This is a genomic window from Pseudomonas sp. GW821-FHT02H09 (assembly GCF_059421425.1).
The window spans coordinates 1-12,771 of the sequence record NZ_JBWKVA010000012.1 but is presented as its reverse complement, the minus strand read 5'-3'; the positions used below and the strand labels follow the sequence as shown (position 1 = coordinate 12,771).

The 12,771-nt window shown below is 56.8% G+C and carries 15 protein-coding genes; 6 read left to right on the top strand and 9 right to left on the bottom strand.

What is annotated here, in order from left to right:
* Positions 1–35: 35 nt before the first annotated feature.
* Positions 36–737, top strand: coding sequence for a lipoate--protein ligase family protein (locus AC07VR_RS17245; RefSeq protein ID WP_495011950.1), 702 nt, complete (start codon positions 36–38; stop codon positions 735–737).
* Here the strand turns inward: AC07VR_RS17245 and crp are convergent.
* Entirely contained in the window at positions 734–1,378 is a 645-nt protein-coding gene (crp, locus tag AC07VR_RS17240; RefSeq protein WP_494990535.1) for a cAMP-activated global transcriptional regulator CRP, read from the bottom strand. The genes AC07VR_RS17245 and crp overlap by 4 nt on opposite strands.
* Before the next feature lie 238 nt (positions 1,379–1,616).
* Between crp and AC07VR_RS17235 the strand changes: the two genes are divergently transcribed.
* Positions 1,617–2,039 carry an OsmC family protein gene (locus tag AC07VR_RS17235; protein WP_495011949.1) on the top strand — a complete coding sequence of 141 codons (423 nt, stop codon included), beginning with the start codon at positions 1,617–1,619 and terminating at the stop codon, positions 2,037–2,039.
* 237 nt (positions 2,040–2,276) lie between these two features.
* Positions 2,277–3,071 (top strand): adenosylmethionine decarboxylase, encoded by a 795-nt coding sequence (gene speD, locus AC07VR_RS17230; protein WP_494990533.1) that lies wholly within the window; start codon positions 2,277–2,279, stop codon positions 3,069–3,071.
* 65 nt (positions 3,072–3,136) lie between these two features.
* Here the strand turns inward: speD and coq7 are convergent, their stop codons facing one another.
* The 5 genes from coq7 to hemJ form a co-directional block, all read right to left on the bottom strand.
* On the bottom strand, positions 3,137–3,784 hold the full coding sequence (gene coq7 / locus AC07VR_RS17225) for a 2-polyprenyl-3-methyl-6-methoxy-1,4-benzoquinone monooxygenase (protein ID WP_494990532.1): 648 nt from the start codon (positions 3,782–3,784) through the stop codon (positions 3,137–3,139).
* Positions 3,785–3,911: 127 nt separating this feature from the next.
* Positions 3,912–4,250 (bottom strand): histidine triad nucleotide-binding protein, encoded by a 339-nt coding sequence (locus AC07VR_RS17220; RefSeq protein ID WP_494990531.1) that lies wholly within the window; start codon positions 4,248–4,250, stop codon positions 3,912–3,914.
* 80 nt (positions 4,251–4,330) lie between these two features.
* Complete coding sequence (locus tag AC07VR_RS17215) at positions 4,331–5,119, bottom strand: SDR family NAD(P)-dependent oxidoreductase (protein ID WP_494990530.1); 789 nt, start codon at positions 5,117–5,119, stop codon at positions 4,331–4,333.
* Positions 5,120–5,386: 267 nt separating this feature from the next.
* Positions 5,387–6,355 (bottom strand): NAD(P)H-dependent flavin oxidoreductase, encoded by a 969-nt coding sequence (locus tag AC07VR_RS17210; protein ID WP_494990529.1) that lies wholly within the window; start codon positions 6,353–6,355, stop codon positions 5,387–5,389.
* A 34-nt stretch (positions 6,356–6,389) separates the two neighbouring features.
* The gene (gene hemJ, locus AC07VR_RS17205) at positions 6,390–6,821 is read right to left on the bottom strand and encodes a protoporphyrinogen oxidase HemJ (protein WP_494990528.1); all 432 of its coding nucleotides are present in this window, start codon (positions 6,819–6,821) and stop codon (positions 6,390–6,392) included.
* Between the two features lie 134 nt (positions 6,822–6,955).
* Here hemJ and argC point away from each other — a divergent pair, with 134 nt between their 5' ends.
* Together argC and erpA are read left to right on the top strand one after the other, a co-directional pair.
* Positions 6,956–7,990 carry an N-acetyl-gamma-glutamyl-phosphate reductase gene (gene argC / locus AC07VR_RS17200; RefSeq protein WP_494990527.1) on the top strand — a complete coding sequence of 345 codons (1,035 nt, stop codon included), beginning with the start codon at positions 6,956–6,958 and terminating at the stop codon, positions 7,988–7,990.
* A 209-nt stretch (positions 7,991–8,199) separates the two neighbouring features.
* On the top strand, positions 8,200–8,550 hold the full coding sequence (gene erpA / locus AC07VR_RS17195; protein WP_007906865.1) for an iron-sulfur cluster insertion protein ErpA: 351 nt from the start codon (positions 8,200–8,202) through the stop codon (positions 8,548–8,550).
* A 73-nt stretch (positions 8,551–8,623) separates the two neighbouring features.
* On the opposite strand, the gene AC07VR_RS17190 is transcribed toward erpA, so the two are convergent.
* Both AC07VR_RS17190 and AC07VR_RS17185 read right to left on the bottom strand, forming a co-directional pair.
* Positions 8,624–9,715, bottom strand: coding sequence for an anhydro-N-acetylmuramic acid kinase (locus AC07VR_RS17190; protein ID WP_495011948.1), 1,092 nt, complete (start codon positions 9,713–9,715; stop codon positions 8,624–8,626).
* A 3-nt stretch (positions 9,716–9,718) separates the two neighbouring features.
* Positions 9,719–11,140, bottom strand: coding sequence for a peptidoglycan DD-metalloendopeptidase family protein (locus AC07VR_RS17185; RefSeq protein WP_495011947.1), 1,422 nt, complete (start codon positions 11,138–11,140; stop codon positions 9,719–9,721).
* 210 nt (positions 11,141–11,350) lie between these two features.
* Here AC07VR_RS17185 and tyrS point away from each other — a divergent pair, with 210 nt between their 5' ends.
* A complete protein-coding gene (gene tyrS / locus AC07VR_RS17180) occupies positions 11,351–12,550 on the top strand; it encodes a tyrosine--tRNA ligase (protein WP_495011946.1) in 1,200 nt (399 codons plus the stop codon).
* A gap of 4 nt (positions 12,551–12,554) precedes the next feature.
* Here the strand turns inward: tyrS and AC07VR_RS17175 are convergent.
* On the bottom strand, positions 12,555–12,771 hold a 217-nt coding region (locus AC07VR_RS17175), incomplete at its 5' end, for a hypothetical protein (protein ID WP_495011945.1).

Below are 12,771 nucleotides of genomic sequence, written 5' to 3'. Positions count from 1 at the left end.
ACATACGTGCGCCATTGCAAAGGATTCGTACTGCCATGACTCAGCCCATTGCCTTGACCGTTGAAGCCGGTTTGCGCGCCGAGCAGGATTTGCTGGCCTCTGTTTGCGCTGGCGAACTCGAGTTTGGCCTGTTGTTCTGGCAGCCGAGTGATCGAGCGCTGGTTATGCCCAGACGTTTGAGCCGCCTGCCAGGCTTTGAGGCGGCAAGTATTGAGCTGGCCGCCAGCGGCTGGCCGGTGTTGTTGCGCGAGACCGGTGGTGAGCCGGTGCCGCAATCTTCGGCAACCATCAATATTGCACTGGTCTACGCGCCGCCACGCAGTGAAGGTGATCAGGGCCGGATCGAAATCGCCTATCGCCGGTTGTGCGATCCGATCTGTGAGCTGCTCGCTGAACTCGGCGGCACACCTTCTCTGGGAGAAGTCGACGGCGCATTCTGCGACGGGCGTTTTAACGTCAATCTCGATGGTCGCAAGATGGTGGGCACCGCTCAGCGTTGGCGTCAGAGCAAGGGCGGCCAGCGTCCGGTGGGGTTGGTGCACGGTGCGCTGTTACTGGACAACGAGCGCGAGTCGATGGTCGCGGCGGTCAACCGTTTCAATGAAGCCTGTGGTCTTGAACAGCGTGTTCGTGCTCAGAGCCACATCGCCTTACATGAGCAATTCGCCGCCCCGGATGCAATCAAGCGGCTGGATACCCTGTATCGACAGCTACTGGCGAAGTTGCTGCCGGCTTAACGAGTGCCGAATACCACCATGGTCTTGCCTTTGACATTTACCAGGTTGCTCTCTTCCAGGTCCTTGAGTACGCGCCCGACCATTTCTCGTGAACAGCCGACGATCCGACCGATTTCCTGACGGGTCACTTTGATCTGCATACCGTCTGGATGGGTCATGGCATCCGGTTGCTTGCACAACTCCAGCAGGCAACGGGCTACCCGGCCGGTGACGTCGAAGAACGCCAGGTCGCCGACCTTGCGCGTGGTATCGCGCAGGCGCTGGGCAATCTGGCCGCTGACGACGTTGAGAATATCCGGGTCCTGCCGGGACAGTTCGCGGAACTTGCTGTAGCTGATCTCCGCCACGTCACATTCGATCTTGGCCCGTACCCAGGCGCTGCGTTGCTGTTCATGACCGGCTTGTTCAAATAAGCCCAGCTCACCGAAGAAGTCACCTGAGTTGAGGTAGGCGATGATCATTTCCCGGCCATCGTCGTCCTCGATCAGGATGGTGACTGAACCTTTGATGATGAAAAACAGCGTGTCCGAACGATCGCCAGCACAGATGATGTTGCTTTTGGCCTGATAGCGTCGGCGCTGGCAGTGCATCAACAATTTGTCGAGGTTCTTGATCTTGGGTGTGGGGGTAATAGCAACCATGGTTGAATCCCGAAAAGACTGCACGGTGTGGTTTCGTTTTAGCTTTTTTATCGAGCGCAAGATGCTGCAAATAGCTGGCCAAACGCCATTGATTTGGCGCCAGCTTAACAGACGCATTCTGTAGAGATTCGGGAATTTACCTATCGGAAGCGGCAGTCTCTGAGCTGGATGCAAAACGCTGTCCTTTCTGAGCCCTGTGCTAAGCTGGCGACCCTTTTTTAGCAGTGGAGTCTTGGCGATGAAGGCACGCATCCAATGGGCTGGCGAAGCCATGTTCCTCGGTGAATCGGGCAGCGGTCATGTGGTCGTAATGGATGGTCCGCCAGAAAGCGGCGGTCGCAACCTGGGTGTGCGGCCCATGGAAATGCTCCTGCTGGGCCTTGGCGGTTGCAGCAATTTCGATGTGGTCAGCATCTTGAAGAAGTCTCGCCAGGCAGTGGAAAGCTGCGAAGCCTTCCTTGAGGCTGAGCGCGCCACTGAAGACCCTAAAGTCTTCACCAAAATTCACCTGCATTTCGTGGTCAAGGGGCGGGCCCTCAAAGAAGCTCAGGTCAAACGCGCGATCGAGCTGTCGGCCGAGAAGTATTGCTCGGCGTCGATCATGCTCGGTGCCGCCGGCGTCGCCATTACTCACGACTATGAGATTGTCGAACTCGGTTGAATCGACATTCAAGTATCATAAAAGCAGTGCAGACTCTGGCGATCATTGGCCGAGGTCTGCATAATGCGCCACTTTTTTCAGGGCAGTGATCGCTTTCAAGGCAGGTCACTTGCCCGAGCAGACAACCAAAATCGCCATCGCGAAGAGGTGTTAACCGTCCTACGCAGGTGCGTCGTTCGCATCTGACGGGCATGCTTGATCACGCGGCCGGGCCGCATACAAAGAGAGTTTTTAACGGTGAAAAGCAAACTCAAGCTCCACGGGTTCAATAACCTGACAAAGACCTTGAGCTTCAACATCTATGACATCTGCTACGCGGAAACCCCGCAGGACCAACAGGCTTACGTCGAGTACATCAACCAAGAGTACGACGCCGAACGCCTGACGCAGATTCTTACCGATGTTGTCGATATCATTGGTGCCAACATCCTGAACATCGCCCGTCAGGATTACGATCCGCAAGGCGCCAGCGTGACCATTCTGATTTCCGAGCAGCCGGTGACACCTACCGACAGCCAGATCGAAGAATCCCCGGGGCCACTGCCCGAGACCATCCTGGCTCACCTCGACAAAAGCCACATCACCGTACATACCTATCCGGAGATTCATCCGGTGGACGGTATCGCGACTTTCCGTGTGGATATCGATGTGTCGACGTGCGGGGTTATTTCACCGCTTAAAGCGCTCAACTATCTGATTCACCAGTTCGACTCGGATATCGTTACCGTGGATTACCGCGTGCGCGGTTTCACCCGTGATGTTGAAGGCAAGAAGCACTTCATCGATCACGAGATCAACTCGATTCAGAATTACCTCTCCGAGGACACCCGCGACGGTTACCAGATGACCGACGTGAATGTGTACCAAGAGAACCTGTTCCACACCAAGATGCTGCTCAAGAACTTCGAACTGGATAACTACCTGTTCGGCGACGCCACCAGCAACTTGTCGGTCGAACAGCGCGCTCAGGTTACTGAGCGGGTGAAGCACGAAATGCTGGAGATCTTCTACGCTCGCAACATGTCGAGCTGATCTGCCAAGCAAAAAAAGGGCGCTTATTCAGCGCCCTTTTTTGTGCCCGCAGTTTTGGTTACAGACTAGATCCGATAGGTGCTCTTGGTCATGACCTTGGCCATCAGACTCATGCCGAACTTGACTGGCGCCGGGAAGCGGAAACCACCGGCATCCAGGGCGCTTTCGGCGTGCAGCTCTTCATCGATGCGCATCTGCTCGAGAATTGCCCGGGACTTCTCGTCTTCGGCAGGCAGTTGCTCCAGGTGTTCATTCAAATGTTTGCATACCTGATCTTCAGTCGCGGCCACGAAGCCGAGGCTGACTTTGTCGCTGATCAGCCCGGCAACCGCGCCAATGCCGAACGACATGCCGTAGAACAACGGGTTCAATAGGCTGGTATGGCTTCCCAATTGGCGGATGCGTTGTTCGCACCAGACCAGGTGGTCGATCTCTTCTTCGGCGGCATGCTCCATCGCGGCCCGCACCTGCGGCAGCTTGGCGGTCAGGGCCTGGCCCTGATACAGCGCCTGGGCACAGACTTCGCCGGTATGGTTGATGCGCATCAGGCCGGCAACGTGCCGGGCGTCCGCATCGCTCAACTGCGCGTCAGGCTGCACGATGGCCGGTGAAGGGCGATAGGGCTGGCCGCTGAAAGGCAGCAGGGTGCGCATGGCCGCGTCGGCTTGCAGCAAAAGACGGTCAATCGGCGAGTAGTGACGTTGGGTAGTCATGCTTACCTCCGGGAAGAATCACGGTGGCCAGTTTACCCCAATCGATGAGGCGAAGCCTGCGCTGGATCAGCACACCCTTGGCTGCAATGGTGCGAAGGGTGTGCCGCAAAGGTGGGTTCTAGAGCAATCAGCCCGGAGGCCAGTGCATCTGACGCTGGCCGAGCACGTGCATATGAATGTGATAGACGGTCTGCCCGCCCAGCTCATTGCAGTTCATGACCACACGAAAGCCTGCTTCGCAGCCAAGTTCTTTGGCCAGACGTTGGGCGGTGAACAGCATATGTCCAGCCAGCGCCTTGTCATCCTCTGTGAGGTCGTTAAGCGTGCGGACCGGTTTCTTCGGAATGACCAGAAAGTGTACCGGTGCCTGTGGGGCAATATCGTGGAAGGCCAGTACCTGGTCATCCTCGTAGATGATCTTCGCGGGTATTTCTCTGTTGATGATCTTGGTGAACAGAGTATCCACAGCTGTTGCTCCGTTGTGTTGGTCCGGGCTGAGTGTACTCAGGTGACCTGCCTGCGCCCAGCCCTTTACATGGTTGTGAGTTAACGCGGGCAGTAAGTCTTGTTGATGACACCGGCAATTTTTCGTATGAGCCAGCGTGAGCCAAGGCGTGGAACAAAGGCGCGCCAGCGGTTGCGACGCCCGGGAATAATGATTGCGCGGTTCTTTTCCAAAGCGCGTACGGTGTAGAGCGCAACCTCCTCGGGGCTCATCAGCAGCTTGCTGCTTTCCAGCTTGCTTGCGTCGAGCTGAGCGGTGCGGAAGAAGGCAGTGCGCGTCGGCCCAGGGCAGAGCACCGATACCTTTACCGCGCATTTTTTCAGCTCTTCGCGCAGACCTTCCGAGAAATGCAGGACATATGCCTTGCTGGCGTAGTACGTACTCATCCAGGGGCCTGGGTGAAAGGCCGCGATCGATGCGACATTCAGAATCTGCCCGCCACCATAAAGAGCCATGGTGTTGCCAACGGCATGGCACAAACGGGTGAGGGCGAGAATGTTCACTTCGATCAGGTCTTGTTCCGTCATCCAGTCCTGGGCCAGAAACGGACCGCAGGTGCCGATGCCGGCGCAATTGACCAGCAAATCAATCTGACGGTCACCTTCTTCAAGCTCCAGCAAAAAGCCGGAGAGGCGCAGCGGCTCTCCGAGGTCGCAGGCACGGAACAATACTTCCACGCCAAAGCGCTGGGTCAGTTCTATCGCAATGCTTTCCAACTGATCACGTTGGCGGGCCACCAGAATCAGGCTGCGGCCACGTCTTGCCAGTGCTTCGGCCATGGCCAGGCCAATGCCGCTGGAAGCACCAGTGATCAGAGCGTAACGGGTCATGCAAATCTCCATCGCAACGGCTTCGCACCTGGGACAAAGGTGTCACAGGCGCAGAGCGCTTTTCATTCTTGCGCAGAGTCTACAGGGGGCTGAGCTGATTGGGCTGCATCTGTCGCTGGTTCGATGTTTTCGTAGCTCCTCGGCGAGCTGCTCTCGTACTCATCTTTGAGAGTGTAAGGCCGCCAGCGATTGCGTCGATGAGCACCGCGGCAAGCGAGACCAGCCAGAGTGAAGACAGCGCTTTGGCTGTTGTGCTGTCCAACGGCCTCAGCGCGGCCAGCGTTTTGGCAATCGCGTGGCAAGCTCTTGCGCGCTGCGGTATTCGGCGTCCAGGCGTGCCACCAATTGATCGACGCTGGGCAGATCATCAATTTCACCTACCCCCTGGCCAGCCGACCAAACGGTTTTCCAGGCTTTGGCTTCGTCGCTGAGGGGCTTGAGTTTCGACCCGAAGTTGACTTCACCCTTGCCCTGCAGCACCCCCAAATCGAAACCGGCATTTACCAGGCTCTGGCGCATGAAGCTTGCGGGGACGCCGGACACCGCTGGGGTGTGAATGATGTCGGCGGCCTTGGAGCTCAGTAGCATCTCTTTATAAGCTTCAGGTGCGTGGCTTTCGGTTGTGCCAATAAAGCGTGTGCCGAAATACGCCAGATCCGCACCGAGCAGTTGTGCGGCAAGAATCTCGTGGCCGTGGTTCAAGCAACCGGCCAGTAGCAGGGTCTTGTCGAAGAACTGGCGGATTTCGGCAATCAGTGAGAACGGACTCCAGGTCCCGGCATGTCCGCCAGCACCGGCGGCGACCGCAATCAATCCGTCCACGCCAGCTTCAGCGGCTTTTTCAGCGTGGCGACGAGTTGTGACATCGTGAAACACCAGCCCTCCATAACTGTGTACCGCATCGACGAGCTCTTTCACCGCGCCGAGGCTGGTGATGACAATCGGCACTTTGTGTTCGATACAGATCGCCAGATCCGCCTCAAGCCGCGGGTTGCTATGGTGAACGATCAAATTCACGGCATAGGGCGCAGGATTTTCCAGCGCCGCCAGTCCTGCTTCAATTTCCTCGAGCCAGGCTTTGAAACCGCTGCTTTCACGTTGGTTGAGAGCGGGAAAGCTCCCGACCACGCCGTTACGACAGCAAGCCAGTACCAACTGCGGGTTGGAAATCAGGAACATCGGCGCTGCCACGACAGGCAGACGCAAGCGTTCTTCTAGCAGGGCGGGCAGCGACATTGAAAGTACCCCGAATAGTTGCGACTAGTAGGATTTAGAACGGCCGCACAACGACCAGAATTACGATTGCCAGCAATATCAGAACAGGCACTTCATTGAACCAGCGATAAAAAACGTGGCTGCGGGTGTTTTCGCCGCGGGCAAAGCGTTTTACCTGTGCGCCGCACATATGATGGTAGCCAATCAGGATTACCACGAGGGTCAACTTAGCGTGCATCCAGGCGCCTTGGCCGAAGTAGGTGCTCGGGTTGAGACTGATCAGCCAGATCCCGAATGCCAGCGTGGCGATCATCGCCGGGCCCATGATCCCGCGGTATAGCTTGCGCTCCATGATGCTGAAGCGCTCTTTGCTAACGCTGTCTTCACTTTGCGCGTGGTAGACGAATAGTCGCGGCAGGTAAAACAGGCCGGCAAACCAGCAGACCAGACTGATAATGTGAAAAGCTTTGAGCCACAGATACAGCATTTTTAGTTATTCCCAGGTTCACGGTAGTCCGAATAGTAGAGGCTTGAGCCTCCGTACGTCACCTTGACGGTTGTCGCAGGCCTGCGCGGCCCCTATTATCGACGGCTTTCCAGTGGTTCGTTGAGGGCAGGTATATGGTCAAGGTCGGTATCGTCGGCGGCACGGGTTACACCGGTGTCGAACTGTTGCGTCTGTTGGCACAGCATCCGCAAGCTGAAGTGGTAGTGATCACTTCCCGATCCGAGGCGGGCCTGGCCGTTGCCGACATGTACCCGAACCTGCGAGGCCATTACGACGGCCTGGCGTTCAGCGTGCCGGACATCGAGACACTGGCTGCCTGTGATGTGGTGTTCTTCGCCACACCGCACGGTGTTGCTCATGCATTGGCGGGCGAGTTGCTGGCAGCGGGCACCAAGGTTATCGACCTGTCGGCAGACTTCCGTTTGCAGGATGCTGATGAATGGGCCAAGTGGTACGGCCAGCCTCATGGCGCGCCACAGCTGCTGGAAGAAGCCGTTTACGGTTTACCTGAAGTCAATCGCGAGCAAATCAAACAGGCGCGCCTGATTGCGGTGCCGGGTTGCTATCCAACGGCCACGCAATTGGGCTTCCTGCCATTGCTTGAGGCTGGGCTGGCAGATACCACACGCTTGATCGCTGACTGCAAGTCGGGTGTCAGCGGCGCCGGTCGCGGTGCCAGCGTTGGTTCGCTGTATTCCGAGACCTCCGAAAGCATGAAGGCCTATGCGGTCAAAGGGCATCGTCATTTGCCTGAGATTCGCCAGGGACTGCGTCGCGCAGCCGGCAAGGATGTCGGCCTGACCTTCGTCCCGCATCTGACGCCAATGATTCGTGGTATTCACTCGACGCTCTACGCGACCGTTGTGGACAGGTCGGTGGATCTGCAGGCGTTATTTGAAAAACGCTATGCCAATGAGCCATTCGTCGATGTCATGCCGGCGGGCAGTCATCCGGAAACCCGTAGCGTACGCGGCGCCAATGTCTGCCGTATCGCCGTTCATCGCCCACAAGACGGTGATCTGGTGGTCGTGTTGTCGGTGATCGATAACCTGGTCAAAGGAGCGTCGGGTCAGGCGGTACAGAACCTGAACATCCTGTTCGGTCTGGATGAGCGCTTGGGCCTGTCCCACGCCGGGATGCTGCCGTAAGGGAGTTATCTCCTGTAGGAGCGAGCTTGCTCGCGATGGATTCCAAGGCGCCACGTTTATCCAGGAAGTACGTGTCACCGTTAACGACCATCGCGAGCAAGCTCGCTCCTACTTGCTATACCATAACAATAGTTGACCGCTTTTCTAGGAGAAGCGGATAATGCGCGTCATCACGCATTATGGCGGCGTAACGCCGGGAGATAGTCAGCATGAGCGTCGAATCCTTCACCCCCACGGCTTTGCAATTTACCCACGGTGCCGCGCACAAGGTAAAGAGCCTGGTCGATGAAGAGGGTAATGATCGCTTGAAGCTGCGCGTATTCGTTACGGGCGGCGGTTGTTCTGGGTTTCAATACGGCTTCACCTTCGATGAAGAAGTGGCCGATGACGACACCATCGTTGAGCGCGAAGGCGTCAGTCTGGTAGTCGATCCGATGAGCTTCCAGTACCTGGCAGGCGCCGAGGTGGATTATCAGGAAGGTCTGGAAGGTTCTCGTTTCGTAATCAAGAACCCGAATGCCACTACGACGTGTGGTTGCGGTTCTTCGTTCTCGATCTGATCGATCAGCGCTGTACCCGTTTCACTCAACGCCGCATGGCTTCAGAGCTCTGCGGCGTTTTGCTGTCTATCGATCAAGCGGGATAGATAGCACCGAGTACACGCAAGCCTTGAGCACCGGTGACGCTGGGGCGATTGGCTGCAATGCCTTCCAGGCAGCAATGGGCCAGCCAGGCAAACGCCATGGCTTCGACCCAGTCCGGGTCTACGCCGTAAGCAGCGGTGCTGCTGACTTTGGTGTTTGGCAGCAGGGCGGCGAGGCGGCTCATCAATGCTGCGTTGTGGGCGCCACCGCCGCAGACCAGCAGCTCTTGCGTCCCGTTTTGCGCTGCTTGTAATGACTCGACGATGGTCAGTGCGGTCAATTCAAGCAGTGTCGCTTGCACGTCTTCGGCGGAAAATTCTGGCAGGCAGCGCAGATGCTGCTGGAGCCATTCAAGATTGAATACTTCACGACCGGTGCTCTTTGGGCCTTTGGCCAGGAAGAAGGGGTCGCTGAGCAAGGCTTTCAGCAGCGCGGGCCCTACCTTCCCACTGGCGGCCCATTGGCCATCGCGATCAAAGTTGTCGCCGCGCTGCGAGTGAATCCAGGCATCAAGCAAAACGTTTCCGGGGCCGCAGTCAAAGCCTGCGACGGGCTTGCCAGTCTCGATCAGGCTGAGATTGCTGAATCCGCCGACATTCAGCACTGCGCGATTGCCTGCACGCTCATCAAACAGCGCTTCGTGGAAGGCTGGAACCAGCGGAGCACCCTGCCCGCCAGCGGCAACGTCACGGCTGCGGAAGTCGCTGACGACGGTGATGCCGGTGAGCTCGGTCAGCAGGGCTGGATTGCCGATCTGGACAGTGAAGCCCCGTGCAGGCTCATGGCGAATGGTTTGCCCGTGGCTGCCAATCGCTCGAATATCTTCAGGCTTCAGTTTCTGTTGAGCGAGGAGGGTGCGGATGCCCTGAGCGGCCAGTTGCACCCAGTGCTGTTGGGCGATGGCGGAGCGGGCAATCTCGTCCGGGCCGCTGGCACACAAGCCAAGCATCTCGGCGCGCAGGGTTTCAGGCATGGGGATGTAATGCGTGGCGATCAGCTTGATCGCCGGTGCTTGCTCGATCAGCGCGATATCCAGGCCATCAAGGCTGGTCCCGGACATCACACCTATATAGAGCGCCATGACTTAGCGTTTACTCGAAGCCAGCATGGTGGCTTTCTCTTGCTCCATCCGCGCCATCAGCGGCTGACTTTGCTGCAGGAAGCGCGCACGTTCCGCTTTGGCGATCGGGTCGGCCATTGGCAGCTTCTGGCCCAGCGGGTCGACGTGTACACCGTTGACCTGGAACTCATAGTGCAAGTGTGGACCAGTGGAGAGCCCGGTGGTGCCGATATAACCGATAACCTGGCCCTGCTTGACGTTGCCGCCAGTCTGGATGCCTTTGGCGAAGCCCTGCATGTGGCCATAGAGCGTGCGATAGGTATTGCCGTGCTGGATGATCACGGTGTTGCCGTAGCCACCGCGGCGGCCGGCCAATAGAACCTTGCCATCACCGGCGGCCTTGATCGGCGTACCGCGAGGGGCTGCATAGTCGACACCTTTGTGGGCGCGGATCTTGTTCAGGATCGGGTGCTTACGCCCCATGGAGAAGCGCGAGCTGATGCGGGCGAAGTCCACGGGAGTACGGATAAAGGCTTTGCGCATGCTGTTGCCATCAGCGGTGTAGTAGCTGCTGGAGCCTTGCTTGTTGGTGTAGCGCACGGCGGTGTACGTCTTGCCGCGGTTGGTGAAGCGTGCGGAAAGGATCGGGCCGGTGCCGACGGTTTTACCGTTGATGACCTTTTGTTCGTAGATCACATCGAATTCGTCACCCTGACGAATATCCTGGGCGAAGTCGACGTCATAGCCGAACACGCTGGCCATATCCATGGTCAGACTATGAGACAGACCGGCACGTGCGGCGGATTGCGAGAGCGAGCTGTTGATCACGCCATGAACGTAGGCGGAGCGTACTGTGGGCTTGGTGGTGACACGGTTGAAAGCAAAGCCCTTGGCACCTTTGGTCAGGCTAATGCTTTCCAGGTCGCTGACCTTGCTGTGCAAGTTGTTCAACTGGCCATTGGGGCTCAATTCGAACTCGAGTTTCTGGCCGTGCTTGAGCTGAGTAAACAGTTTGGCCTGTTTGTCGCTGGCCAGGACTTCATGCACCGATGTCGTTGGCAGACCGACTTTCTCGAACAGTGTGGAGAGCGTGTCGCCTTTGGCAACAATAACTTCCCTGTGAAGAGGGGTTTTTTTCTCTTCTACAACCGCTGGAACAGGCCGTGCCTGAGCGGTTTCCTTGCTGTCTTCGGGGCTGTTTTCGATTTGTGCAAATGGGGGCGCTAGCGCTTCATTTGTGGCTTGTTCCGCATCGGAAGCGTCTTGATCTTGTGTCAGTTGCTGAACCGGGCTTTCCAGGTCAAGACTCAGAGTCGTTCTTTTGGCTTCTACATCGCTTGAAGGGAATACCAGGAGCGCCAGGCTGAGAAGAGCGGCAATACCACTTGCGGCGAGCAGGTGGGTCTTCGGATAAAGCGGCGGCGCCTTAGTCGGTTCTGTGAGCATAGGTAATTTGACTTTGATAAAGATGAATTGGAAAAGATGAATGACATGATGAAGATGAAATAACTGTATAAAATATAACCAAATCATCTGTGAAGCAAGCCCGCGGACACTCTGTTCGTGGATTGGCCTCCGTACGCCGGGCAAAACTTGTAATTAGTCCGCGATCTTGTATGGTTGGTTCCCTTTGAATCTGAGCCTTGCGGGTCTGTTATGAAGTCGGTTGAAGAACAGCTAGCGCTGATCAAACGTGGTGCGGAAGAGGTGTTGGTCGAGTCCGAGCTGGTCGAAAAGCTCAAGCGTGGTCAGCCACTACGTATTAAGGCTGGTTTCGATCCGACCGCGCCGGATTTGCACCTGGGTCATACGGTGCTTATCAATAAGCTGCGTCAGTTCCAGGACTTGGGGCATCAGGTGATTTTCCTGATAGGCGACTTCACCGGAATGATTGGTGATCCGAGCGGCAAGAGCGTAACGCGTCCTCCGTTGACTCGTGAGCAGGTCCTCGAAAATGCCGAGACTTACAAGAGTCAGGTATTCAAGATTCTTGATCCGGCCAAGACCGAGGTGGCGTTCAACTCCACCTGGATGGACAAGATGGGGCCGGCGGATTTCATTCGTCTCACCTCGCAGTACACCGTAGCGCGCATGCTTGAGCGCGACGACTTCAACAATCGTTACTCGACCAATCAGCCGATCGCGATCCATGAGTTCCTTTATCCGCTGGTTCAGGGGTATGACTCGGTGGCGCTGCGTGCCGATGTCGAGCTGGGCGGTACAGATCAGAAGTTCAATCTGCTGATGGGGCGCGAGTTACAGCGTTCTTATGGGCAGGAGGCGCAGTGCATCCTCACCATGCCTTTGCTTGAAGGCCTGGATGGCGTGAAGAAGATGTCCAAGTCTCTGGGCAACTACGTCGGGATTCAGGAAGCGCCAGGCGTGATGTATGGCAAGCTGGTGTCTATTCCGGATGCGCTGATGTGGCGCTACTTCGAGTTGCTGAGCTTCCGCTCGATGGATGAGATTGCCGTATTTAAGGCTGATGTAGAGGCTGGCGCCAATCCTCGTGACATAAAGATCAAGCTGGCTGAAGAAATCGTAGCGCGCTTCCATGGTGAAGAGGCTGCGGCGAATGCTCATCGCGCGGCTGGCAATCGCATGAAGGATGGTGAGTTGCCGGATGATCTGCCTGAGATCGAATTGACTGCTACCGAAGATATGCCGATTGCCGCCGTCCTTAATAAGGCGGGCCTGGTGAAGAATTCGGCAGTGGCGCGCGACCTTCTTGGTTCTGGTGGTGTGCGTATAGATGGTGAGGTGGTTGATCGTACCTATATATATGCATTGGGTGCGACCCATGTTTGTCAGGCTGGTAAGAAGGCTTTTGCGCGTATTACGCTAAAGCCTGAATAAAGCGTCAATTAACCCTTGACGGCAGAATCTGGAAGCCTATAATTCGCCCCACTTCCGGCGCAGTCGAAACGGAAAACTCCTTGGTAAACAAAGAGTTGCGCAGTTTTCGACAGCGCTTGAGCTTCAGTTTAGCGAAGCCGGAAGGAGTTACTGGGGCAGTGGTGTTTGGCTCTATTAACGGTTCGATCCACTCGGTCGAAAGCGGTGTAAAAGAGGTGTTG